Origin of the sequence: Kitasatospora sp. NPDC008050 (assembly GCF_042957465.1) — a bacterium.
In the GTDB taxonomy this organism is placed as follows: Bacteria; Actinomycetota; Actinomycetes; order Streptomycetales; family Streptomycetaceae; genus Kitasatospora.
In genome coordinates this window covers 418,084-441,851 of sequence record NZ_JBIBIJ010000003.1, presented here as the reverse complement: position 1 = coordinate 441,851, position 23,768 = coordinate 418,084, and the positions used below count along the sequence as shown (strand labels likewise).

At 73.3% G+C, this 23,768-nt stretch carries 16 protein-coding genes; 9 read left to right on the top strand and 7 right to left on the bottom strand.

Going from position 1 to position 23,768, the window contains the following annotated elements:
* Positions 1-73: 73 nt before the first annotated feature.
* Positions 74-1,528, top strand: a complete 1,455-nt coding sequence (locus ACFZB9_RS08835; RefSeq protein WP_391444996.1) for a DHA2 family efflux MFS transporter permease subunit — start codon at positions 74-76, stop codon at positions 1,526-1,528.
* Between the two features lie 106 nt (positions 1,529-1,634).
* On the opposite strand, the gene ACFZB9_RS08830 is transcribed toward ACFZB9_RS08835, so the two are convergent.
* Positions 1,635-2,033, bottom strand: a complete 399-nt coding sequence (locus ACFZB9_RS08830) for a VOC family protein (RefSeq protein ID WP_391444994.1) — start codon at positions 2,031-2,033, stop codon at positions 1,635-1,637.
* Positions 2,034-2,193: 160 nt separating this feature from the next.
* Between ACFZB9_RS08830 and rfbB the strand changes: the two genes are divergently transcribed.
* The 4 genes from rfbB (at position 2,194) to ACFZB9_RS08810 (ending at position 9,042) form a co-directional block, all read left to right on the top strand.
* A complete protein-coding gene (gene rfbB / locus ACFZB9_RS08825) occupies positions 2,194-3,171 on the top strand; it encodes a dTDP-glucose 4,6-dehydratase (RefSeq protein WP_391444992.1) in 978 nt (325 codons plus the stop codon).
* A gap of 203 nt (positions 3,172-3,374) precedes the next feature.
* Positions 3,375-4,439: a carbon-nitrogen hydrolase family protein gene (locus tag ACFZB9_RS08820; RefSeq protein WP_391444991.1), complete on the top strand. Its 1,065-nt coding sequence runs from the start codon at positions 3,375-3,377 to the stop codon at positions 4,437-4,439.
* 1,332 nt (positions 4,440-5,771) lie between these two features.
* Complete coding sequence (locus ACFZB9_RS08815; protein WP_391445197.1) at positions 5,772-6,683, top strand: alpha/beta hydrolase; 912 nt, start codon at positions 5,772-5,774, stop codon at positions 6,681-6,683.
* A 349-nt stretch (positions 6,684-7,032) separates the two neighbouring features.
* Positions 7,033-9,042, top strand: a complete 2,010-nt coding sequence (locus tag ACFZB9_RS08810) for an RICIN domain-containing protein (RefSeq protein ID WP_391444990.1) — start codon at positions 7,033-7,035, stop codon at positions 9,040-9,042.
* An 87-nt stretch (positions 9,043-9,129) separates the two neighbouring features.
* Here the strand turns inward: ACFZB9_RS08810 and ACFZB9_RS08805 are convergent, their stop codons facing one another.
* The 3 genes from ACFZB9_RS08805 to ACFZB9_RS08795 form a co-directional block, all read right to left on the bottom strand.
* Complete coding sequence (locus ACFZB9_RS08805) at positions 9,130-11,322, bottom strand: trehalase family glycosidase (RefSeq protein WP_391444988.1); 2,193 nt, start codon at positions 11,320-11,322, stop codon at positions 9,130-9,132.
* The gene (locus ACFZB9_RS08800) at positions 11,319-13,388 is read right to left on the bottom strand and encodes a beta-galactosidase (RefSeq protein ID WP_391444986.1); all 2,070 of its coding nucleotides are present in this window, start codon (positions 13,386-13,388) and stop codon (positions 11,319-11,321) included. Before ACFZB9_RS08800 ends, ACFZB9_RS08805 begins: the two co-directional genes overlap by 4 nt.
* An 89-nt stretch (positions 13,389-13,477) precedes the next feature.
* Positions 13,478-14,332 (bottom strand): class I SAM-dependent methyltransferase, encoded by an 855-nt coding sequence (locus ACFZB9_RS08795; protein WP_391444985.1) that lies wholly within the window; start codon positions 14,330-14,332, stop codon positions 13,478-13,480.
* A gap of 276 nt (positions 14,333-14,608) precedes the next feature.
* Here ACFZB9_RS08795 and ACFZB9_RS08790 point away from each other — a divergent pair, with 276 nt between their 5' ends.
* Positions 14,609-15,865 (top strand): GNAT family N-acetyltransferase, encoded by a 1,257-nt coding sequence (locus ACFZB9_RS08790; protein ID WP_391444983.1) that lies wholly within the window; start codon positions 14,609-14,611, stop codon positions 15,863-15,865.
* Positions 15,866-16,051: 186 nt separating this feature from the next.
* On the opposite strand, the gene ACFZB9_RS08785 is transcribed toward ACFZB9_RS08790, so the two are convergent.
* A complete protein-coding gene (locus ACFZB9_RS08785; RefSeq protein WP_391444982.1) occupies positions 16,052-16,660 on the bottom strand; it encodes a cation transporter in 609 nt (202 codons plus the stop codon).
* Positions 16,661-16,845: 185 nt separating this feature from the next.
* Here ACFZB9_RS08785 and ACFZB9_RS08780 point away from each other — a divergent pair, with 185 nt between their 5' ends.
* A complete protein-coding gene (locus ACFZB9_RS08780; protein WP_391444980.1) occupies positions 16,846-18,909 on the top strand; it encodes a heavy metal translocating P-type ATPase in 2,064 nt (687 codons plus the stop codon).
* Positions 18,910-19,223: 314 nt separating this feature from the next.
* Positions 19,224-20,612 (top strand): SulP family inorganic anion transporter, encoded by a 1,389-nt coding sequence (locus ACFZB9_RS08775; RefSeq protein ID WP_391444978.1) that lies wholly within the window; start codon positions 19,224-19,226, stop codon positions 20,610-20,612.
* Positions 20,613-20,637: 25 nt separating this feature from the next.
* Here the strand turns inward: ACFZB9_RS08775 and ACFZB9_RS08770 are convergent, their stop codons facing one another.
* Positions 20,638-21,429: a DUF3050 domain-containing protein gene (locus tag ACFZB9_RS08770; protein ID WP_391444976.1), complete on the bottom strand. Its 792-nt coding sequence runs from the start codon at positions 21,427-21,429 to the stop codon at positions 20,638-20,640.
* A gap of 508 nt (positions 21,430-21,937) precedes the next feature.
* On the opposite strand from ACFZB9_RS08770, the gene ACFZB9_RS08765 reads away from it, so the two are divergent.
* Positions 21,938-22,933, top strand: coding sequence for an aldo/keto reductase (locus ACFZB9_RS08765; RefSeq protein ID WP_391444975.1), 996 nt, complete (start codon positions 21,938-21,940; stop codon positions 22,931-22,933).
* A 47-nt stretch (positions 22,934-22,980) separates the two neighbouring features.
* Here ACFZB9_RS08765 and ACFZB9_RS08760 read toward each other — a convergent pair whose 3' ends face one another.
* The gene (locus ACFZB9_RS08760; RefSeq protein WP_391444973.1) at positions 22,981-23,559 is read right to left on the bottom strand and encodes a hypothetical protein; all 579 of its coding nucleotides are present in this window, start codon (positions 23,557-23,559) and stop codon (positions 22,981-22,983) included.
* Positions 23,560-23,768: the final 209 nt, after the last annotated feature.

Sequence of the window (23,768 nt, the reverse complement as noted above, 5' to 3'; positions counted from 1 at the left end):
AGCGCAAAAGTTATTGAGTGATTACTACCTTCATCGGTCCGCACGCACCACCTGTGTCTTGTGAGGAGTCCCCATGCGCAGAGGCAACCCGGCCGTCTGGGCTTTCGCGATCGCCAGCACCGCCGGATTCATGGCCGCGCTGGACAACCTGGTCGTCACCACCGCACTGACCTCCATACGCCGCGACCTCGGCGGCGGGATGAGCGACCTGGAGTGGACGGTCAACGCCTACACCCTCAGCTTCGCCGTCCTGCTGCTGCTCGGCGCGGCGCTCGGTGACCGCTTCGGCCGCCGCCGGGTCTTCATCGCGGGGCTCGGCGTCTTCACCTTCGCCTCGCTCGCGGCCGCGCTGGCCCCGAACATCAGCGCCCTGATCGCAGCCCGGGCCGTGCAGGGCGTCGGCGCCGCGATGCTCACCCCGGTCAGCCTGACCCTGCTCACCGCGGCGGTGCCGGCGGCCAGGCGCGGACTGGCCTTCGGTGCCTGGGGCGCGGTCAACGGCATCGCGGTGGCGATGGGGCCACTGATCGGCGGGACCGTGGTCGAGCACCTGTCCTGGCAGTGGATCTTCGCCCTGAACGTTCCGCTCGGCCTGCTCCTGCTGCCGTTGGCCCGGCTCCGGCTCACCGAGAGCGTCGGCCCCGACAACCGGCTCGACATCCCGGGCACGGCGCTGGCCAGCGTCGCCCTGTTCGGGATCGTCTACGCCGTCATCCGGGGCAACGACGACGGCTGGACCAGCGGCCCGGTGCTGGCCGGCCTGATCGTCGGCGGGGCGCTGCTCATCGCCTTCCTCCTCTGGGAGCGGCGCAGCCCGGCGCCGGCGGTGCCGCTGCGGCTGTTCCGCAGCCGGGCCTTCTCGGCGGTGAACGCGGCGAGCACGCTGATGTCCCTGGGCATGTTCGGGGCGATCTTCCTGCTCAGTCAGTTCCTGCAGGCGGCACAGGGGTTCAGCCCGATGCAGGCGGGCGTGCGGATGCTCCCGTGGACCGGTATGCCGATGCTGGTCGCCCCGCTGGCCGGCATGCTGGCGGACCGGATCGGTGGCCGGAACATCATCGCGGTCGGGCTGGGCCTGCAGGCGGCCGGTCTGGGCTGGTTCGCGTCGGTCGCCACGGCGCACGTCAGCTACGCCGCGCAGGTCCCCGCGCTGGTGCTCTCCGGGGCCGGCATGGCGCTCTTCTTCGCCCCGGTCGCCACGCTGCTGATGAGCTCGGTCCGGGAGCAGGAGCAGGGCGTCGCCTCGGGGGTCAACAACGCGCTGCGGGAGGTGGGCGGGGCGCTCGGCGTCGCCGTCCTCACCGCCGTCTTCACCGCGCACGGGGACTACACCAGCCCCGAGCGCTTCGTCGACGGCCTGGTCCCGGCACTGTGGGTGGGTGCGTCGGTGATCGGCATCGCGGCGCTGACGGTCCTCGTCGCGCCGCGGCGCAGCGGGGCCGGTGCGGCGCAGGTGGACGCAGCACGGGCGGACGCGGCGGAAGCCGGACGTACCGCAACGGACAGCCCGGCCGCACTGCCCTCCTGACGTGCCTGACGTGCTGGACGGGCTGAGCCCATCGGGCCATCGAGTCGGCTCCCTTCCGAACGGCCTGGCCCGGGGCGGCCGTTCGGAAGGGAGCAGCAGGATCGCGCTACCCGGCTGTCGTGGGGTGGCTGCCGTAGGGGTGAGTGATGATCTCCATGCCGTGGCCGACCGGATCCAGGAAGTACAGCCCGCGCCCGCCGTGATGGTGGTTGATCTCGCCGGCCTGCTTCATCTGCGGATCGGCGTAGTACGTCAGCCCGGCCTGGCGGATCCGCGCGAACGCCGCGTCGAACTCGTCGTCGGAGAGCAGGAAGGCGTAGTGCTGACTGGTGATCGACTCGACGGGGATGCTGGCGAAATCCAGCGTGACGCCGTTCGCGGTGGCGACCGGAACGAAGGGGCCCCACTCGGCCCCGACCTCCAGGCCGAGGATCCCTGCCAGGAACTCGGCGGATTCCCGCTTGTCCCGGGCGTGAACGATGGTGTGGTTCAACTCGACTGACATGAGCGACATGCCTCCGTAAGGCACTCGCGGACACCTCCATGCCTCACCCGGTCGGTGACCGACACGCGATGCCGCGTCCACGACCTTATGCCGGGCCGGCGCTCACCGTCGAGTGTCCGGCCGCCGCCGCCCGCCGCCCGGTCGCTACACTTCGCACACTATGCACATTCTCGTCACTGGCGGTGCCGGCTTCATCGGTTCGGAGTTCGTCCGCCGGCAGTTCGCCACCGACGCCACGGCCCGGATCACGGTCCTCGACAAGCTGACCTACTCCGGCGTCGAGGCCAACCTCGCGTCGGTCGCGGGCCTGCCGGGCTTCACCTTCGTCAGGGGCGACATCTGCGACCCCGTGGCCGTCGACCACGTCATGGCAGGCCAGGACGTGGTCGTGAACTTCGCCGCGGAGTCGCATGTCGACCGCTCGATCGTCGGCGCGGGCCCCTTCGTGACGACCAATGTCGTCGGCACCCAGGTCCTGCTGGACGCCGCCCGCAGGCACGGTGTCGGCCGTTTCGTGCACATCTCCACCGACGAGGTGTACGGCTCGATCAGCGAGGGCTCCTGGACGGAGGAGTGGCCGCCGGCCCCCAACTCCCCGTATTCCGCTGCCAAGGCGGGCGCCGACCTGCTGGCGCTGGCCTACCACCGGACCCACGGCATGGACGTGGTGGTGACCCGCTGCTCCAACAACTACGGGCACCACCAGTTCCCGGAGAAGGTCGTCCCGCTGTTCCTCACCAACCTGATCGACGGCCGCACGGTGCCGCTGTACGGCGACGGCGGCAACATCCGCGACTGGCTGCACGTCTCGGACCACTGCCGGGGCATCGACCTGGTGATGCGCGGCGGCCGCGCGGGCGAGATCTACCACATCGGCGGCGGCACCGAGATGACCAACAAGGAGCTCACCGGCCTGCTGCTGGCGGCTGTCGGAGCCGACTGGGGGAGGGTCGAGTACGTCGAGGACCGCAAGGGGCACGACCGGCGCTACGCCCTGGACATCGGCAAGATCCGCACCGAGCTCGGCTACGAGCCGCAGGTCCGCTTCGAGGACGGCCTGGCGGCCACCGTCACCTGGTACCGCGAGAACCGCGCCTGGTGGGAGCCGCTGAAGGCGAGAGCGGCCCTGGAGAGTTGACCGCGCAGGCGGCGGTGGTTGACGGCGCCGACGGGCGGCGGCATCATGGCAAACCGCGTGGCCTACGCCGAACCTCCCGCGACCGTCCCCAGCACGGTCTCCCAGTGGAGGCAAAGGGACCAGCGTCTCAGGTTCGCTGTTGCAGCCCGTTCGCCTCGGGCGGGGTTGCTGGGGAGCCGTTGCCCTGGGCGTGGAAGGCCGCGATGACAGCCCACAAGAACTTCAAGCGCCAGGTGCGCGCCCGCGCCGCCAAGACCGGCGAGTCCTACACCTCCGCCCTGCGACACTTCCGCCCGGCTCCGTCCGGCGAGGCCGTGCGAGAGGCCGGGCAGGAGGCCGTGCACGTGACCGTGCGAGAGGGCGTACCGGACGCCGTCAACTCCGCGAGCGTGCGGCTCGCCGTCGCGCAGACCCCCGTTCGCGAGGATCCCCGGGATGTGGCGGCGCTGCGCGACAGCGGCCGTCAGGTCCGCGCGCTGATGCGCGAGGCGAGTGCCCGGGGCGCGAGGATCGTGCACTTCCCGGAGGGCGCGATCTGCTTCCCCCACAAGCTCGTGATGTCCGTCGACGGCCCGGACGCGGTCGGTCCGGCGGACTGGGACCGGTGCCAGTGGCCGGTGCTGCAGGCGGAGCTGGCCGCGATCGCGCAGCTGGCAGGCGAGTTGCGGCTGTGGACGGTGATCGCCTCGGTGCACCGCCTGACCGGGCCGAACCGCCCGCACAACAGCCTCTACGTCATCTCCGATCACGGCGAGGTCGTCACCCGCTACGACGAGCGCCTGCTGTCGAACACCAAGGTCTCCTACCTGTACTCGCCGGGCACCTCGCCGGTGACCTTCGAGGTCGACGGCGTGCGCTTCGGCTGCCTGCTCGGCATCGAGATCCACTACCCGGAGCTGTTCGCCGAGTACGAGAAGCTCGACGTCGACTGCGTCCTGTTCTCCACCACCGGCGTCCGGCCGGGCAATGCCGGCGCCCAGGCCCAGGGTCACGCCGCGGCCAACGGCTACTGGGTCAGCTTCTCGGTGCCGACCCAGCACAGCGCCACCGCGCCGTCCGGGGTCATCGCCCCGAACGGCGACTGGATCGAACGGTGCCCCGCGGACGGTTCGCCGTCGCTGGCGGTGGTGGACCTCGACGACGGTTCCGAGGCCGCCGCCGAGTCGGTGGCCTACGCGCGCCCCTGGCGTCGTGAGTCGCGCGCGGGCGTCCACGCCCGGCACCAGGTGATCGATCCGCGCAGCGAGGACCGCACGGCGGCCTTCTGACGATCGTTCACGTAGGGTGCGGTTCACGAGGGTTGTCCAGGGCGGTCGTCACCGGCCCGTCCTGGACGACCCTGGCCGCAGTCGCAACCGATCGGGGGTCGGTGCCAGGTGGGTGCCGGAGTGAAGCACGATGACAGGTCACCGGATGCGCGGCTGGCCGCCCACAGCGCCGTCGCCACCTCGCTGGCGCTGCGCAGTGATCACGAGCTGCGCGAACTCCTCGACGCGGCTGCTCCGTTGGGCAGCGGCATCGGCGGACGGACGGCGCTGCTGGAGGTGGCGGGCACCCCGGTCTTCGTGAAGCTGGTCCCGCTCACCGCCCTGGAGACGCTGCCGGAACACACCCGGTCCACCGTGAACCTCTTCTCGCTGCCCGCCTTCTGCCACTACGGCATCGGCAGCCCCGGCTTCGGGGCCTGGCGCGAACTCGCGGTGCACACCATGACCACGAACTGGGTACTCGCCGGACAGCACGCGGGATTCCCGCTGACGTACCACTGGCGCGTGCTGCCGAACACCGCGCCGCCCGGGCTGCCGGAGGAGCTGGCCGACGTGGCAGGGGCCGTTGCCTACTGGGGCGGCCGGGAGGAGGTCCGCGGCCGGCTCGAAGCCCTCCAGCAGGCACCGGCGAGCATCGCGCTCTTCCTGGAGTACCTCCCGCAGACCCTGGGCCAGTGGCTGGGCGAACAGTTGCAGGCGGGCGGCCGGGCCGCCGACCGCGCCTGTGCCATGGTGGAGCGGGAGTTGGCGTCCGTCACCTCGTTCATGAACGCGCGCGGGCTGCTCCACTTCGATGCGCACTTCGAGAACATCCTGACCGACGGCCGCCGGCTCTACTTCGCCGACTACGGCCTCGCCCTCTCCTCCCGCTTCGAACTGGCCGCGCAGGAGGCCGAGTTCTTCGACCGGCACCGCAGCTACGACCGCTGCTACACCGTCACGCACCTGGTGCACTGGTTGGTCACCACCCTGCACGGCCTCCGGGGGGACGAGCGTGACGCACTGGTGCGCGCCTACGCCGAGGGCAGCTCGGCCGAGGGCATCCCCGACGCGGCGGCGGCGATCCTGGCCCGGCACGCGCCGCTCGCCACGGTGATGTCCGGCTTCTACCGCCGCCTGCAGCGCGAGGACCGGGAGACCCCCTACCCGCTGGAGCAGATCCGCCGCACGGGAGCGGACCAGCGCCCCTGCCGGAATGCCCTGCGGCATCCGGCACTTGAGAAAGGAAGGCCTGTTGTGACTGCCGAGGGAATACCGGTGGGGTCGTCCGCCCGGCCCGCGCCCCCCTTCGATCCGGAGCTGGATACCGTGCTGGCGGCCCTGGGGGAAGCCATGAGGGAGCCGCTCACCCCGGAGAACCTCGCGGCCAGGCAGCAGTTGGATGCAGGGGTCCGGCCCAGGCCCACGGTCGAGGAGCTGCGGGCCGAGGGCCGGTTCGAGGTGGCCGAGCTGCGGGTGCCGGCCGCTCCGGACGGGCGGGAGGTCACCCTGGTCAGCGCCCGCCCCGCCGGGGTCGCCGGGCCGCTGCCGCTCGTGTACTACCTGCACGGCGGCGGCATGGTCATGGGCAACGCCTGGTCCGTCCTGCCGGGGGTGCTGCGCGAATGGGCCCTGCCGCTGGGGCTGGCCGTCATCTCCGTCGAGTACCGCCTGGCCCCGCAGACCCGCTACCCCGGACCCGTGGAGGACTGCTACGCCGGACTCGTCCGGGCGGTGGAGCACGCGGCCGAACTCGGCATCGACGCCGAGCGCGTCATCCTCGCGGGCAAGAGCGCCGGTGCCGGACTGACCGCCGCGCTCGCTCTGCTGACCCGCGACCGCGGCGGGCCGGTGCCGATCGGCCAACTGCTGCTGAGCCCGATGCTCGACGACCGCGGCAGCACCTTCTCCAGCCACCAGATGGCAGGCCGCGACACCTGGGACCGCACCTCCAACGCGACCGGGTGGCAGGCCCTGCTGGGCGAGCGCTACGGCGCCGCCGACCTGCCGCCCTACGCGGCCCCCGCCCGCGCCACCGAGCTGTCCGGACTGCCCCCGGCCTATGTCGAGGTCGGGTCGGCCGAGACCTTCCGGGACGAGGCCGTCGCCTATGCCAACGCGATCTGGCAGGCCGGCGGTGACGCCGAACTGCACGTCTGGCCCGGCGCGTTCCACGGTTTCGACACACTCGCACCGCAGGCCGTACTCAGCCGGGACGCCCGCGCGGCCCGCTCCCGCTGGCTGCGGCGGCTCCTCGGGCGATGAGCGGCGACGGCGGGAACCGGCAATCCAGTGCATGGGACATCCAATAGATCGGCTTTACCCTCGTGATGCGCGTCACGTGGTGCGGCCGGATCAGGCCGCCCCCTTGCTGTGACTTGCCCGGAATCACCTGGTTCGTGGTCGGACCTTCGATGGATTGACGCCCGCTCATGACAGATGGTAGGCCGCCTGCTCGGCGGGTCTGCTGTGCTGTCAGGTGAGTCGTCCTGTTTGACGTGCGCGAATTACGGCCAGTACGGTCCGCGAGGTTCGAATTTCGTCGGCTCGGGGGTCATTGGCGAAGTCTTGATGTTTCCCTGGGCATCTCATCACCTGGGGAGTCGTTTCTCTGATGCGCAGAAGACTGATATGGCCGTTGGTGGCGGCGCTGGCAGTGCCGGTCGTAGCCGGCTTCTCGTTCCCGGCCACGGCGACGGCGACGGCGACGGCGACCGCGACCGCGACGGCACCGGCTGTGCCGTCGGCGGTGGAGGACTTCTCCTACCCGGGGAGCGCGCAGATCCTCGCCGCCCAGGGGATCACGCTGAAGTCGGGTGACGGTCACTTCGTGCTCGCCGACTGCGCGTCAGGACCGGGCTTGGTGGAGCTGTACAGCCGGGTGGCGACCTCCAGCCACGTCTGCTTCAGGATCACGGACCGGACCGGCTACCTGTCGATGGAGATCCCGCAGGTCTACAACATCAAGGGCGACGACCACGCGATCACGGCCACGCTGAACACGGCGGGCACGGTCACCAGTCGCGACATCAACAAGAACGACTGGACCCCGGTCGGCGAGGGCAGCGCCACCGGTGCGACCACGCTGCTGGAGCTGATCGCCACCGACGGACCGGCCGCCTCGCCCGGTGCCAACCCCAACCCGGCGGTCGGCACCGTCACCGTCGGCCGGCCCGGCCACCCAGGATCCCGCGCCTGCACCGCCACCCTGATCACCCCGCAGTGGATGCTGTCGGCGGCCAGCTGCTTCACCGACAAGCCGGACGACCTCGCCACCGTTCCCGCCGGCCTGCCCAGGAGCAGGACCACCGCCACCATCGCCGGCCGCGGCATCGAGGTCGCCGAACTCGCGCCCCGCACCGACCGCGACCTCGTGATGGTCCGCCTGGCCGAGTCCGTCACCGGGGTGGCTCCCGTTCCGGTCGCCACCACCGCACCCGCCACCGGCGAGAACCTCCAGGTCCTCGGCTTCGGCCGGACCAGGACCGAGTGGCTGCCGAACCAGCCCCACAACGCGACGTTCACCACCGGCACCGTCGCGGCCACCGCCGTCGACCTGGCCGCCACCGCTCCGGCCGACGCCACCGTCTGCAAGGGCGACGCCGGCGGTCCCGCCCTGCGCGCCAAGAACGGCGGCTCCGAGCTCGCCGCCGTCACCAGCCGCTCCTGGCAAGGCGGCTGCCTGGGCGCCACCGACACCCAGGCCGGTGCCCACAGCACCCGGGTGGACGACCTCGCCGACTGGATCAGCAGCCTGACCAAGCGGACCTATCAGCTCGTCAATCCGGCGAGTGGTCGGTGTCTGAACGTCTCGGGTGCCGGGCCGACCTGGGCCAACCTCACGCCGATGATCCTCTTCGACTGCGTGCCCGGCTCCGGAAACGAGAAGTTCCAGCTCTCCGCCGACGGTCAGCTCGTCAATCCGGCGAGTGGTCGGTGTCTGAACGTCTCGGGTGCCGGGCCGGCCTGGGGCAACGGCACGCCGATGATCCTGTTCGACTGCGTGCAGGGTGCGCCGAACGAGAACTTCCGGCTGACGGCTGACGGCCAGCTCCTGAACCCGGCGAGTGGCCGTTGCCTGAACGTCTCGGGTGCCGGGCCGGCCTGGGGCAACAGCACGCCCATGATCCTGTGGGACTGCGTGCCCGGCCAGGACAACGAGAAGTTCCTGCTGGTCACGGACGACCCGAACGCCCCCGCTCCCCAGGCCGGTGCGGTCCTGAACCCGGCGAGTGGTCGCTGTCTGAACGTCTCGGGTGCCGGGCCGGCCTGGGGCAACAGCACGCCGATGATCCTGTTCGACTGCGTGCAGGGTGCGCCGAACGAGAGCTTCCGGCTGACGGCTGACGGCCAGCTCCTGAACCCGGCGAGTGGCCGTTGCCTGAACGTCTCGGGTGCCGGGCCGGCCTGGGGCAACAGCACGCCGATGATCCTGTTCGACTGCGTGCAGGGTGCGCCGAACGAGAGCTTCCGGCTGACGGCTGACGGCCAGCTCCTGAACCCGGCGAGTGGCCGTTGCCTGAACGTCTCGGGTGCCGGGCCGACTTGGGCCAACCTCACGCCGATGATCCTCTTCGACTGCGTGCCCGGCTCCGGTAACGAGAAGTTCCAGCTCGGTGTGTGACGGCCGGGCGGCAGCGGCCCGGCTGCGTTCGGGGCGCTCCGAGACCGGCCGTTGAACGGCTGACCGGTCCCGGGGTGCCGGGGCCGGTCAGCCGTGCAGGAGCAGCAGGAGCAGCGCCGCCGACCAGCTGAAGTTGGTGGAGTTGCGCCCCGCGCCGGTCAGCGGGTCGTAGTTCTCCCGCACCGGCCCGTCGCCGGTGAGCCCCTCGGCGGTCGCCAGCAGCCGGTCCGTCACCTGGCGAGCGTCCTGCTGCCAGCCGTAGCGCCGCAGGCCCTCCAGCGCGAAGTAGCTCTGGTCGATCCAGGCCAGGCCGCGCCAGTACCCGGCCGGGTCGAAGAAGGCGGAACTGCGGGCGACCGTCGGGAACGGCATCGCGGTGCCGAACTCGGTGGGGGCGAGCAGCAGTGCGCGCACCGCTCGGGCCTGGGCGGGCGAGGCGGTGCCGGACCAGAGCGGGATCGCGCCCTCGATGCCGCGCCCGCGGGCGGTGAGGCGGGCGCCGGTGGTCAGGTCGGTGTCGTGGAACCAGCCGCCGGCCTGGTCGAACATGGTGTCGCGGACGGCCCGGTCGATCGCCTGGGCCTGGCCGCGCAGCCGGTCGGCGGTGGGCGCATCACCCAACTCGGCTGCGATGGCGGCCAGGTAGCGGTGGTCGGCGGCCTGGTAGGCGTTCAGGTCGACGGACCGCTGGGTGAGGGACCAGCCCAGCAGCGTGCCGTCCGGGCCGCGGTTGGCGACGACGGTGGCGCCGAGGGCCGCGTCGAAGCGCGGGGCGTTGTCCATGCCCGACTCCCAGGCCGCGGCCTGGCGGCAGTCCTCCGGGGTGGCGTTGCCCGGGTCCACCGTGGCGCCGTACTCGCACAGTCCCTCGCGGTCGTGGTCCCGGTCGCGGTACCACCACTGCTGGTAGGCGGTCAGCTTGGGCAGCAGCTCGCGCAGGAAGGCGCGGTCGCCGCCGTGCCGGTAGACCTCCCAGACGGCCCAGGAGGCCAGTGGGGGCTTGGAGTTGCGCTCGTTCCAGTTGCCGCCGCCGGTGCTCGGGTCGTTGTAGAAGATGCAGTCCGGGATCATGCCCGCGTCGCCGGGGCGGTCGGGCGAGCCGGGGGCGATCTGGTGGTCGAACATCGCCCGGATCTGGTCGGCGGCCAGGCCCGGCGCGAAGACGGCGGTGCCGACGGCCTGCTTCCAGGTGTCCCAGGCCCACACCCCGTTGAACCACTTGTTGGAGAGCGAGGGGGTGACCGCGTCGTGCCGGATCTGCCCGGCCGGGCTGCGCCAGTTGGTGACCAGCGTCTGGACGCACTTGACGGCCGTGCGCGCTCGCGCGGCCGCGAGGCCCTCGGTGGCCCGCGCGAGGTAGCCGGCCCAGCGCGCGGCGCCCGCCACCGCGACCGCCTCCGGGTCGCGTAGCGCGGCGTCCGCCTCGGTGACGGCGCGGGTGTGCTCGGCGTCGGTGAAGGTGTAGCTCTCGGTCCAGTCCAGGGTGCGGCCGGTGCCCGGCAGCAGCCGTACCGCGTCGGCCAGTTCGGTGCGGTAGCTGTCGCCGCTGACGGTGCTGCGGACCGGATCCGCGTGGCGGACCTCGAAGCGTTCGGTGCCGTCGGTGAGGTAGTCCCAGGTCTGCCGTACCCGCGCGAAGCGGACGCCGACGCCGCGCGGGGCGGTGACCAGGGCCGGTGCGTCGTGCTGCGGGGCGTCGGCCGGGCGCAGCAGCGTGCCGCTCCAGGCGATCGTCAGGATCCGCTCGCCCGGGCCGTCGTTGACCAGCCGGGCCCGGACCAGGGCGGTGCGATGACCGGCGAAGCGCAGCTCAAGGGTGAGCGTGAGCCCGCCGCCCAGGTCGTAGGACTGCCGTAACAGGCCTGGCAGCGACTGGAGTTCGGGGGCGCCGCCGGCGGTGAGGTCCAGCGCCCGGCCCTGCTCGCTCAGGAGCAGGCGGCTGAAGCCGTCGCTGAGCCACCACGGGTACTCCTGGGCCAGGTGGAGCGGGCCGGTGAAACCACCGAGGGGGTCCTGCGGGCGCGGCAGGGCGTAGGCGTGCCAGGCGCCGAGGTCGGCGAAGACGTTGATCGGGTTGTTGTCGGCGGCGTCGCCGGGGTAGGCCTGGGCGGGGGTGCCGTGCAGGTCCAGCACATCGGCCCAGCGCTCGCCGGCAGCGGCGTCGGTACCGGCGTCAGCGTCGGCGTCAGCGGCCGCGGCGGCCGGGGCGCCGAGGCCGCCGGCCAGGGTGAGGCCCGCGGCGGTGGTGGCCAGGAAGTGACGGCGGCTCAGCGGGCTCATAGGTGCTCCTCAGCGGGCTCGGGGGTGGGCGCGGGCGTGGGCGCGGTGGCGCGGGGGATGCGGACGACGGCGGCGCCGAGCGGGGCGAGGGTCACGCCGCCGGTGACCTCCGCGCCGGTGAGCAGGTCGGTCCCGCCGTCCAGCGGGACGTGGCACTCGGCCGGGCCGTGGTTGAGCAGGAACAGGTAGCCGGTCCCGTCGGCGGCCCGGCGGCGGGTGGCCTCGACGCCCGGCGGCAGGCCCGGCAGCTCCGGGGTCACCCCGGCCTCGGCGAGCGGCAGTTCGAGGACGGGGCCGACGTCCGAGCCGAGGTGGCAGCTCAGGTACCAGGCGCTGCCGCGGCCGTGGCGGTGCCGGGTGACGGCCGGTCGCCCGGCCAGCTCGCCGGTGGCGTAGTGCGCGAGGGGCTCGGCGCCCTCCAGTTCGATCCACTCGCTCCAGGTGACGGCCCGCAGCTCGCGCGGCCCCGGGCCGGGCCCGAGCCGGACGGCGGTCGCCGCGCCGTCCGGGATCGGCCGGTGCTCGTCCACGACGATGCCCAGCAGCGGGCGCAGCGGCCCCGGGTGGCCGCCGGGGTGGATGTGGTCGTGCCGGTCGCTGATCCCGCTGAACGGTCCGCAGACCAGGTGGCCGCCGGCCCGCACGTAGGCGGTGAGCCGGTCGGCGGTGGCGATGTCGAGCAGGTACAGGTTGGGGGCCAGCAGCAGCCGGTAGCCGTCGAGTTCGCCGGTGGGCGGGACGAAGTCGACGGTGATGCCGCGCTCGTGCAGCGCCGCGTACCAGGGCCCGAGCAGCTCGGGCCAGCGCATCCGGGCGGAGGGGTGGTCGTCCAGCTCCAGCGCCCACCAGCTGTCCCAGTCGAGCAGAACGGCCGCCTGCCCGCGCAGCCGGCTGCCGGCGATCTCGCCCAGCCGGCGCAGCTCGGCGCCCAGGCGCACGGTGGCCCGCCAGCCGCGCGAGGCGGTACCCCGGTGCGGCAGCATCGCGCTGTGGAACTTCTCCGCCCCGGCCACCGAGGCGCGCCACTGGAAGTGCAGCACCCCGTCCGCGCCCCTGGCCAGCGCCTGCAGCGACCAGAGCCGGTACAGCCCGGGCGGCTTCGGCAGGTTGACCGGCCGCCAGCTGACGGCGGACGGCGCCTGCTCCATCAGCAGCCAGGGCCGGCCGCCCTTGAGCGAGCGCATCAGGTCGTAGTTCATGGCCGCGGTCACCTGGGCGCGCGGGTCGGCCGGGTCGGGGTAGGCGTCGTCGGAGACGAGGTCCTCGTGCCGGCTCCACTCCCAGTAGTCCAGCGACTTGAGCATCGACATGAAGTTGGTGGTGACCGGCACGCCGGGCGCGACCTCGTCGAGGACGGCCTTCTCGGCCCGGTACAGGGCCAGCAGCGCGTCCGAGCAGAACCGGCGCCAGTCCAGGAGCTGCGTCGGGTTGACCGGTCCCGGCGCCGTGCGCGGCGGCTCGATCTCCTCGAACTGCCCGTAGTGCTGCGACCAGAAGGCCGTGCCCCAGCAGCGGTTGAGCTCCGCGATGCGCTCGCCGTACCGCTCGCGCAGCCAGCGGCGGAAGGCGGTGGCGGACTCGGGGCAGAAGCACTCCGCGACGTGGTCGCCGTACTCGTTGTGGATGTGCCAGAGCGCGAGCGCCGGATGGGCGTGGTAGCGCTCGGCCAGCGCCTTGGTGAGCCGGACGGCGGCGGCCCGGTAGACGGGGGAGGAGGGGCAGTAGTGCTGGCGGGAGCCGAACTCCAGCCGCACCCCGTCCGCGGTCTGCGGGAGCAGCTCGGGGTGGGCGCGGACCAGCCAGGCGGGCGGTGAGGCGGTGGCGGTGGCCAGGTCGACGGCGACCGCGTGCGCGTGGCAGAGCTCCAGCAGCCGGTCGAGCCAGCCGAAGTCCCAGCTGTCGGCGTCGGGTTGGATCCGGGCCCAGGCGAAGACGCCGATGGTGACCAGGTTCACCCCGGCCTCGTTCATCAGCTTCAGGTCCTCGGCCCAGACCGCCTCGGGCCACTGCTCGGGGCTCCAGTCCCCGCCGTGCAGGAGGCCGGGAACGCGGGTGAGAGATGCCATGGGCCGTCCCTTCGGCGCGCCGCCGGGCAGGGCCCGGCGGCGGAGCGTCAATGGAATGGTACATGTCACACGCTACGCGACCCGGCCGATCAAGGGGACTGGTCGGCCCCCTCTTTCACGGCCGTGACGACGTAGTAGTCCAGCAGCCCGCTCCGGTAGGCGGGCAGGAAGTTGCGCGGCCAGGTCCCCGGCGCCCACCACCGGGAGAGCCAGCTGTCCCACCCGGGCCACACCTGCGACCCGATCGACTCGACGCGCACCTGCGTGAGCCCGGCCGCCGTGAACGCCTGCGCGAGTGCCGCCACCGGCCGGGCGATGTCCAGGCCGTCCGCGAACGTCTCCAGCAGCTTGGCGAGTTCACCGGGCCGGCCCGGCGCGTCGTCGACGGTGAAGAAGCTGGTGACCGCCGCCCGGCCGCCCGGCCGCAGCACCCGCGCGGTCTCGGCGGCGAAGGCGACCAGATCCGGGAAGTGCTGGGCGGCCTCCACGCTGATCACGGCGTCGAACTCGCCCGCTGCCGAAGGCATCTGCTCCGCGGCTCCCTGGACGAACCGCAGCCGCTCCGGCTCCCGCCCCAGCAGGCCGGCCTGCGCCGCACGGGCCCGCCGCAGCTGTTCGGGGTGGATGTCCATGCCGGTGACCTCGGCGGGAGCGTACTCCCGCAACGTCAGCGCGCAGCCCATGCCGAGCCCGCAGCCCACCTCCAGCACCCGCTGCCCGCGCAGCGCTCCGGCGGTGTCCAGGACCAGCCGGTAGAGGTCCTCCTGGCTGCGGATCCGCTGCGCCTCGTCGAGCGGGAGATCCAGATCAACGGCTTGCCAGTACCCGAAGTTGATGAACCCTCCGGCGAAGATCTGCAGCCCGCTCAGATCGGCCGGACCGTACGTCTCCCGCACCGCGGGCCGCATGGCGGGGCAGTCGTCCCGCCGGGTCTCGTCCGCCATCTGTCACACCCTCCTGACCAAGCCCTACTGGCACACCGTCACCCTGTCCGCCCCTCGTCACGGCACCGCCGTCCGACCGTGACAACGCCACGCACGGCTCATGGTGTCATCCGCCATGGCGCAAGTCCCGTCATCGCGCAAGTCCCGTCATGGCGCAAGCCTCGGCAGGACGCAAGTCCCGACAGGGCGCCGGCGCGCGTCCCGAACGAATCGCCAGCCGCCACGCAGGGGCGAAGACACCTGTCCCACCGTCAGAACCTCCTAGACTCCCGTGAGGTGAGCACCCCGCCTGCGGCACCAGACATCCGCGAGGTCCCCGAGGCGCACCTGGGCCGGGCCCTCGACCTCGCCTCGCTGGTCTTCCACGAGAGCTACGACAAGGAAGAACGCGACCGGTACCGAAGGCTGCTGCGCCGCTGCGACCGGCTCGGCGCCTACGCGGACGGCCAGTTGGTGGGCCTGCTCGCCGCCCACCGGCTCCGGCTCTCCGTCCCGGGCGGTCAACTGCCCTGCGCCGGGCTGACCTTCGTCTGCGTGGCACCCACGCACCGCCGTCGCGGGGTGCTCTCCTCGATGCTGGCGCAGCTGTGGCGCGACTGCGCCGCCCAGGGGCGCCCGCTCGCCGCGCTCTGGGCCTCGGAGGCCGCCATCTACGGCCGTCAGGGTTTCGGCGCGGCCACCCACCTGACCACCCTGGAGATCGACTCCACCCGGCCGCTCGCCCTGCGCCTCACCCCCGACCCAGGGCCGCTGCGCCTGCTGGACGCCGCCCAGGCCCCCGACCTGCTCGGTCCCCGCTACGAGGCGAGCCGTTCACGGCGGGCCGGGCGGCCGGCCCGGGACCGTCTCTGGTGGCGCGAACAGGTGCTGCCCGAGGAGGACGAGGACGACGACGAACTCGGCCCGCCACGGATCGTGATGTCGGGTCAGGACCCGTGCACCGGCTACGCGATCTACCGCACCCGGGGCGGCGACGACAACGACAACAACAACACCCCCGGCCTCGTCGAGGTCCAGGAACTGGAGAGCGACAGCGCCCCGGTGGCCGCCGCCCTGTGGAGCTACCTCGCCGCCATCGACCTGACCGGCCGGGTCCGGGCCTGGGGCCGCCCCGCCGACGATCCGCTGCCGTTGATCAGCGCCGACCGCGACCAGGTGCGGATCACCCGGCAGTTCCCGGCGCTCTGGCTGCGCCTGGTGGACGTGCGCGCGGCGCTGACCGCCCGCGCCTGGGCCGAACCCGTCGACCTGGTCCTGGAGGTGCGCGACGAGGCGGTCCCGTCGAACGACGGCCGGTTCCGCCTGACCGCCGGCCCCGACGGCGCGCGGGACGGCAACCGGTACGAGCCGACCACCGACCCCGCGGACCTCGTGCTCGACGTCCGCGACCTGGCCGCCTGCTACCTCGGCGGCACCGGGCTGTGGCCGCTCGCGCAGGCCGGACTCGTCACCGAGAACACGCCCGGCGCAGCCCGGCGACTCGATGCGGCGCTGCGCACCGAGCTCCTGCCGTTCACCCACGACGAGTTCTGACCCGGGGCCCGCCTCCGGCAGGCCCCACGGGCGGATCACCGCACAGGCCGGCACCAACGCCGGCAGGCCGATGGACAGGCCTCCGCGAGCGAGGCGTTCAGGGTTTCCCCTCCTTGTGGACGGGCTGGGGGCGGCCTGGGCAGGTACCTGAACCGGGCAGGGCGCTCCTGCCCCGGGGCGGGTCGGTCAGTGCTCGCCGAGGAAGATCTCGCGGACCTCGCGGACCGCGTAGTACACCAGCACATAGCCCGCCGCCGGGTCGGCCCACCACCAGCCCAGCGCGCTGTTGAGGACCAGGCCGAGCAGGACCGCCGCGGCCAGCAGACCGTCGACCAGGGTGACCCGGCCCTCGGTCCTCAGCACCGGGTTGTCCAGCGCGCGGCCGGTGCGGGCCTTGCCCGCGGCCAGGGCGAACATCACGGCGGCGGTCACCGCGGTCCAGGCGATGCCGAGCGGCGAGTGCCGCGGGTGGAGGCCGGTGACCAGGACCAGCGTCGACTGCGCCGCCAGGTAGAGCGCGAGGAGGGCGAAGCCGGCGCCGATCAGCCGCAGCGCGCGTTTCTGGCGCTCCTCGCCGGAGCCGGTCAGCTCCCAGATCACCACGGCGGACGCGCCGATCTCGATCAGCGAGTCCAGGCCGAAACCGGCCAGTGCCACCGACCGCGCGCCGATCGCCGCGACGGCGAGCACCGCGATGCCGATCACGTTCCAGCTCAGGGTGGCCCATTCCAGGGCGAAGCCCCGGCGCAGCAGGCGCGCGGTGTCCAGGGGTACTGCGGGAGAGGTCGCGGTCATCGGATACCTCCAAGAAAACCCCGCCCCTCAGGGCGGGGAGGATGTCAAGCCGTGATCCTTCCAGGGTCGGTGTCCGGTCCACGGGGGCGGGGGATCCTCATCATGCATGCTTGAAGGAGTGTTCATATGTTCCTGTATGGTGAACAGGCCGCCCTGCCCTGCCCGCGCGAAGGAACTCCGCTGCCATGTCCTCCACCCTGATCGAGCGCCCCGCCCCCGAGGCGGGCGTCGCAGCCGCGAGTTCCGCCCCCCGGCGGCGCACGCGGGTGTTCGCGTTGCCCGAGGCGCGCTGGGCGGCCGCGGCCACGCTGCTGTTCCTGGCCGCGCTGCCGCTCCAGCTGACCGGCGCCCCCGCCTGGGCCTGGGGCCCGCTCTACGCGTTGGCCTACGCCACCGGCGGCTGGGAGCCGGCCTGGGCCGGACTGCAGGCGCTCAAGGAGAAGACGCTCGACGTCGACCTGCTGATGATCGTCGCGGCGATCGGCGCCGCCTCGATCGGCCAGCTGATGGACGGCGCGCTGCTGATCGTCATCTTCGCCACCTCCGGCGCGCTGGAGGCGCTCGCCACCGCCCGCACCGCCGACTCGGTGCGCGGGCTGCTCGACCTGGCCCCCGCCACGGCCACCCGCCTGGCGACGGACGGCGGTGAGGAGAGCGTGGCCACCGCGGACCTCGCGGTCGGCGACACCATCCTGATCCGCCCGGGGGAGCGGGTCGGCGCCGACGGCCGGGTGCTGGAGGGGGCGAGCGAGGTCGACCAGGCCACCATCACCGGCGAGCCGCTGCCGGTGGCCAAGGAGCCCGGGGACGAGGTCTTCGCCGGCACCCTCAACGGCACCGGCGCGCTGCGGGTCAGGGTCGAGCGCGACGCCGCCGACTCGGTGATCGCCCGGATCGTGCGGCTGGTCGAGGAGGCTTCCGAGACCAAGGCTCCCACCCAGCTGTTCATCGAGAAGGTCGAGCAGCGCTACTCGCTCGGTATGGTCGCGGCCACCCTCGCGGTCTTCGCCGTCCCGCTGGCCTTCGGCGCGAACGTGACCACCGCCCTGCTGCGGGCGATGACCTTCATGATCGTCGCCTCGCCGTGCGCGGTGGTGCTGGCCACCATGCCGCCGCTGCTCTCCGCGATCGCCAACGCGGGCCGGCACGGCGTGCTGGTGAAGTCCGCGGTGGTGATGGAGCGTCTCGGGCAGGTCGATGCCGTCGCGCTGGACAAGACCGGCACACTCACCGAGGGCACGCCGCGGGTCACCGCCATCCGCCCGCTGGCCGGCTCGGGTCTGACCGAGGCGGAGCTGCTGGCGCTCGCCGCGGCGGCCGAGCACCCGAGCGAGCACCCGCTCGCCCGAGCCGTGGTGGACGCGGCCCGCGCCCGGGGCCTGGCGCTCGCCGCCGCCGAGGACTTCGCCTCCGCGCCCGGCGTCGGCGTGCGGGCCACCGTCGCGGGCCGGGCCGTCGCGGTGGGCGCTCCCGCCCGGCTGCTCGGGGACGGTGCCCGGCTGCTGGGAGACGGCGCGCGGCCGGCGGGGCTGAGGGCCGGGGACCGGCCGACGGCCGGGGGAGCGGCCGGTGACCTCGCCGCCTCGGCCGCCGAGGTCGCGGCCGAGCTGGAACAGGGCGGCCGGACCGCGGTGCTGGTCACGGCCGACGGCGTGCCGGTCGGGGTGCTGGGCATCGCCGACCGCCTGCGCCCGGACGCCATCGCCACCGTCGGCGCGCTGACGAACCTGACCGGCGCCCTGCCGATGCTGGTCACCGGCGACAACCCGCGGGCCGCCGCCCGCCTGGCGGCCGAGGTGGGCATCACCGACGTCCGGGCCGGGTTGCTGCCGCAGGACAAGGTCGCGGCCGTCCAGGAGCGGGAGCGGGCCGGCCGCCGGGTGCTGGTGATCGGCGACGGCGTCAACGACGCCCCGGCGCTGGCCGCCGCCCACACCGGCATCGCGATGGGCCGGGCCGGCTCCGACCTCGCCCTGGAGACCGCCGACGCGGTGATCGTGCGCGACGAACTCGCCACCGTCCCCACGGTCATCGCGCTCTCCCGGCGGGCCCGCGCGTTCGTCGTGCAGAACCTGGTGATCGCCTCGGTCTTCATCACCGGCCTGGTCGTCTGGGACCTCGCCGGCCGGCTGCCGCTGCCGCTCGGCGTCCTGGGCCATGAGGGCTCGACCGTCATCGTGGGCCTCAACGGCCTGCGCCTGCTGCGCGAGGCCGCCTGGACCAAGGCGCGCGCGGAAGTCCGCGGGTAGGCCGCCTCGCGGGTAGGCCTCTCGGGCAGGCGTGGTGGCGGCGCCTCTACGGCATCCGGCGCCGCGACATGCCACGAATCCGGACAAGTCCACGCGAAGGGTGGACATCCGGGTGCCGCCTGCGGGCCCGTCACCCCTGCCGACCGTCACCCTGGCCTCCGGCTGCCGTGCGAGCGGGCGCCGGGAAGCACAGCCGGAGGTGCGCAGTGGACCAGGCCGACGCCGAACCAGGGACCCGCCCGGAGTCAGGACGGGACGCCCGGCCGGAGTCAGGACGGGACGCCCGCCCGGAGTCAGGACGGGACGCCCGGCCGGTGCCACAGGGGCCCAGGCCGGCCCTCGGCGACCTGCTGGCGGGCGGGATCACCGCGCTGTTCAGCGTGCCGGAGGGGATGGCGTACGCGGCGATCGCCGGTCTGGCTCCCGGCAGCGGGCTGAGCAGCGGGGTGTGGCCGGCCGTGGTGGGCTCGCTGCTGGCCCGGACACCGCTGATGATCACCACCCTGACCAGCGCGATCGCCCTCACCTCGGGCAACGCGCTGCGGCACGCGCACCTGGACCCGACGCGGCCGGCGAACGTGGCCGCACTCACGCTGCTGGTCGCCGCGGCGATGGCCCTGTTCGCGCTGCTGGGGCTCGGCTCGGCCCTGCGGGGGATCTCGCTGGGCGCGGTGACCGGGTTCTCGCTGGGGACCGCGGTCCAGATCATTGTGGGTGCGCTGCGCGAGGCGACCGGCTACCGGGCCCGGCACCACAACCGGCTGCTGCGGCTGGCCTCCTGGCTGGCGCACCCGGGGTCCTGGTCGCATCGCATGACGGCGGTGGCGGCGGCCACCGTGCTGGTCTGGGCCCTCGCGCACGCCGTCACCCGGCTGCGCGCACTCGCCGTGCTGGTGGCCCTGGTGGTCACCGGGGTCCTGGTGCACGTCGCGGGCGTCACGGTGCCGCTGGCCGCCTCGCTGGGCGCGGTGCCCGGTGGGCTCCCGCAACTGACCGTGCCGAACTGGTGGGTGATGCCCCATCTGGTCGGCGGCGCCTGTTCGGTGGCGGCGGTGGCCCTGGCACAGGCCGCCGCCATCGCCCCCGGCAGCCCGGCGCAGGACCTGGTGCCGGCCTCGGCCGTGGCTCCGGCACACGGCCCGGCGCAGGGCCGAGCACAGGGCCCGGCCCAGGCGCCGCTCCTGGCCCAGGCTCCGCCGCCGGCCCAGGCCCCGCCCCAGGCCCAGGCTCCGCCGCCGGCTCCCGCGCCGGTGGGCCGCCGGGCCGCACGCCGCGACGTGCTCGCGCAGGCCGCCGCGAACGCGGTCGGGGCCTTCTTCCACGCCCTGCCGGCCGGCGGCTCGCCCTCGCGCACCGCGGTCGCGGCCTCCGCCGGGGCGCGCACCCGGTGGGCCGGTGTCGCCTCCGGCGTGGTGCTGGCCCTGCTGCTGTGCTTCTTCGGCCGGGTGGCCGGGTTCATCCCGCTGGCGGTGGTGGGCGCCCTGCTGATCCTGATCGGCATCAAGCTGGTGGTCGCGCGCCTGCCCGAGATCGCCCTGGCCTGGCGGCGGGGCTGGCGCGAACGCTCGCTGCTGGTGGTCACCTTCCTGGCGGCCACCCAACTGCCGCTCCAGTACGCCCTGCTGCTCGGCGGCCTGCTGTCGGGAGCGGCACGCGCGGGGGCACGACTCGTCGACCACGGCAAGGTGGCGGCCGCCGGGTAGTCGGCCGCCACCGGTAGGTGGTGCGTCAGACGCCGCAGTCGGCGAGGATCCCGTCCCACAGCGCGACCCGCGCGCGGAGCGCCCGGCGGACGGTGTCGGCGCACTCCGTCCAGCGGTCCGTGTCGTCGCCGCAGAGGTCGATCAGCATTCGCATGGCCATCGGCGTGTGCTGTTCGCCGTCCACCTCGATGTGGCGTGCCAAGTAGTCCTTGAAGACGGTCAGTCGGCCCTCCGGGTCCTCGATCCGGATCACCTGTTCGAACATCGCCGGGATCAGGTCCTCCCGGCCGAACGCGAAGGCCGCGGCCTGGCAGTGCACCGGCGCGCTCTCGACGATGCCCCAGGTGACCGCCACGAAGTCGGCGGCCGCCGAGGGGATCTCGGCCGACTTCGTCGCCTCCAGGACGCCGGTCCGGTTGCCGATCAGCCGCAGGAAGCCGTCGATCCGGCGGGTGTCGGCCCCGCACCTGGCCATCCCGTCGAGGTAGAGCTCGAAGTGGCTGGTGTAGCCGTCGCCGAGTTCGTCGCTCTCCTCGACCAGCACGATCTCGTTGATCAGCCGGCGGCTGGCGGTCGGCCCGCTCGGCACCCACGGGATCTGCACGCAGGTCAGCTGCCGCTGCAGGGACTTGAGCAGCGACATGAAATCCCAGACCGCGAACACGTGGTGCTCCTGGAACGTCCGGACCCGCTCCAGGGAGTTCAGCTTCCGGTAGATCGGATTGCTGACGACCTCCCGGCGCTCGGGCTCGATCGCCTCGCGCAGCGAGATCAGGCCCGGGTGCGAGCGGTCCCGGTGATACCGGTCGGAACTCATAGCGGCTCCTGCGAAGTGAGCGGCTCCGTGCGGGTTCTGTGTCGGGCACGGAGCGTGCGTATCCGAACTTGCGCGATCCAGGCTACGGGACCGGGCCCCGTGGATCTGGCACCACGGACTCGGGAATTCCGCCAAGTCGCCTGCCGGTTGGCGGAAAAGGCGTTGTCGCCGACGGGGGAGCGGCGATCGCCACGCCATGCCGCTGTAAGTCGTTCATATGACCTTATTGGCAAGGAGTCTGACGACTCGTCAGATGATCTCCGGTGTGCCTGTGCCTGTGCCTGATGCGCTGGTGGACACCCTGGTCGAGGAGCTGCTCAGGCCCGGCGGGGACCGCCGGACCGGTGGAGCAGCCCTAGAGCCCCGCTGACGAGGCCGACCAGTCCGAACAGCTGCGCGCCGAGCGCCCGGCAGCCGCCGACGATGCGCGGGGCGGGTACGGCGGATAGGGTTCCGGTGCTGGTGGGGGCCGCCCACCAGCACCGGAACGACCGAAGGGACGCCCAGCATGCCGACCGCACCCGCCACCGAAGGCTCCGTCAGCTCGCCGATCACCCGGTTCGGCCTGGGGACGGCCGCGGTCGGGCGCCCCGGCTACATCACCCTGGGACGGGACCTCGACCTGCCCGCCGAGCGCACCGTGGCGGCACTGCGCGAGCGGACGCACGCCCTGCTGGATGCCGCCCACGCCGCCGGGGTGCGGTACTTCGACACCGCCCGGTCCTACGGCCGGGCCGAGGAGTTCGTGGCCGAGTGGCTGGCGGCCCGGCCCGAGGCGGCGGCCGAGAGCGTCGTCGGCAGCAAGTGGGGCTACACCTACACCGCCGACTGGCAGGCCTCGGGGGTGCCCGTGCACGAGGTCAAGGAGCACTCGGCGACGGTGTTCGACCGTCAGGTCCAGGAGACCCGGGCCCTGCTGGGCCCGCACCTGGACGTCTACCTGGTGCACTCGGTCACCCCGGACAGCCCGGCGCTGACCGACCCGGCGCTGCACGCCCGGCTGGCGGCGCTGGCCGGGCAGGGAGTCCGGGTCGGCCTGTCGACCAGCGGTCCCGCCCAGGCCCGGACCATCCGGGCGGCGCTCGCGGTGACGGTGGGCGGCCGGCCGCTGTTCAGCGCCGTCCAGGCCACCTGGAATCTGCTGGAGACCTCCGCCGCCCCCGCGCTGGCCGAGGCCCACGCGGCGGGTTGGCTGGTGGTCGTGAAGGAGGGCATGGCCAACGGCCGCCTCGCCGACCGCAACGCCACCGGCCCCGACACCGCCGCGCTGCGCGCACTCGCCGCCCGCACCGGCGCCACCTGCGACGCGCTCGCGCTGGCCGCGGCCGCCGCCCAACCCTGGGCCGGCATCGTGCTCTCGGGCGCGGCGACCCTGGAGCAGCTGACCTCCAACCTGGCCGCCGCCGGGCTCGGCCTCGCCCCGGAGGAGCTGGCCGGGCTCGCCGCACTCGCCGAGCCCGCCGAGACCTACTGGCGCACCCGCACCGGGCTGCCCTGGGCCTGAGCCACCGCCTGCCGCCGGCCGGCGCGGGCCGGCGCGGTGGCGCCCCGTCAGGCCAGCAGCCCGACGCAGAGCAGCACCGCTGCCCCGGCCACGCTGACCGCGATGAGGCCCCAGGCCGCCCACTCGACCCGCTGCATGGCCGGGGAGAGCGGATACAGCGTGCGTCCGCGCGCGGCGGCGGCCGCGATCGGCGGCCGCTGCGCGCGCTGCCGATCGGTCGGATGGCGCCGGGAGACGGCCGAGAGGGCCTGCAAGCCGACGCCGACAGCGGCCAGCGATCCCAGCACCGCGCTCAGCGTCAGCGCCGCGGCACCCCAGCCCACCGGATCCAGCACCAAGGAGCTCTCCCGCTGGCGGCGCATCACCTTGCCGACCGGGTAGACGCTCTCGTCACCGTGGTACTCGTCCACCACGGTGCCGTCGTCCGAGGTGAAGGACCCGGCGCAATAGGTGTGGCGCCCCTTGCCCTCACCAACGGTCTCGCAGGACGTGATGGTCAGCTTCCCCGGCTTGCCGGTATCACCGAGCTCGAAAGGCACACTGCTGCCGAACAGGAGCATCCCGAGCACCCCTGCCACCAGCACCACCCACGCCCGGGCCAGCCACCCGGCACGACTGCGCGGCATACGCGACAGGATCATGTCCCCCCATTTCGATCAACCGGCTCGGTACCGTACCGCGCCCCCATGACGGCAGGTCGACGGGCCCCGTGGCTGGTCAGCGGGGGTAGGGGGGTCGTGCCGGTGACAGCGTGCCGGTGACAGCGAGCCGGGGCCGGCGGCCGACGATGGATCGGGACAGTGGCACCGAGGACGCGGTGCCGCTCATCCTGGAG

Bases quoted from the DNA above. Each gene is read 5' to 3' on its own strand.
- ACFZB9_RS08835 (WP_391444996.1), top strand. From the start codon at position 74: ATGCGCAGAGGCAACCCGGCCGTCTGGGCTTTCGCGATCGCCAGCACC.
- ACFZB9_RS08830 (WP_391444994.1), bottom strand. From the start codon at position 2,033: ATGTCAGTCGAGTTGAACCACACCATCGTTCACGCCCGGGACAAGCGG.
- rfbB (WP_391444992.1), top strand. From the start codon at position 2,194: ATGCACATTCTCGTCACTGGCGGTGCCGGCTTCATCGGTTCGGAGTTC.
- ACFZB9_RS08820 (WP_391444991.1), top strand. From the start codon at position 3,375: ATGACAGCCCACAAGAACTTCAAGCGCCAGGTGCGCGCCCGCGCCGCC.
- ACFZB9_RS08815 (WP_391445197.1), top strand. From the start codon at position 5,772: ATGAGGGAGCCGCTCACCCCGGAGAACCTCGCGGCCAGGCAGCAGTTG.
- ACFZB9_RS08810 (WP_391444990.1), top strand. From the start codon at position 7,033: ATGCGCAGAAGACTGATATGGCCGTTGGTGGCGGCGCTGGCAGTGCCG.
- ACFZB9_RS08805 (WP_391444988.1), bottom strand. From the start codon at position 11,322: ATGAGCCCGCTGAGCCGCCGTCACTTCCTGGCCACCACCGCCGCGGGC.
- ACFZB9_RS08800 (WP_391444986.1), bottom strand. From the start codon at position 13,388: ATGGCATCTCTCACCCGCGTTCCCGGCCTCCTGCACGGCGGGGACTGG.
- ACFZB9_RS08795 (WP_391444985.1), bottom strand. From the start codon at position 14,332: ATGGCGGACGAGACCCGGCGGGACGACTGCCCCGCCATGCGGCCCGCG.
- ACFZB9_RS08785 (WP_391444982.1), bottom strand. From the start codon at position 16,660: ATGACCGCGACCTCTCCCGCAGTACCCCTGGACACCGCGCGCCTGCTG.
- ACFZB9_RS08780 (WP_391444980.1), top strand. From the start codon at position 16,846: ATGTCCTCCACCCTGATCGAGCGCCCCGCCCCCGAGGCGGGCGTCGCA.
- ACFZB9_RS08770 (WP_391444976.1), bottom strand. From the start codon at position 21,429: ATGAGTTCCGACCGGTATCACCGGGACCGCTCGCACCCGGGCCTGATC.
- ACFZB9_RS08765 (WP_391444975.1), top strand. From the start codon at position 21,938: ATGCCGACCGCACCCGCCACCGAAGGCTCCGTCAGCTCGCCGATCACC.
- ACFZB9_RS08760 (WP_391444973.1), bottom strand. From the start codon at position 23,559: ATGCCGCGCAGTCGTGCCGGGTGGCTGGCCCGGGCGTGGGTGGTGCTG.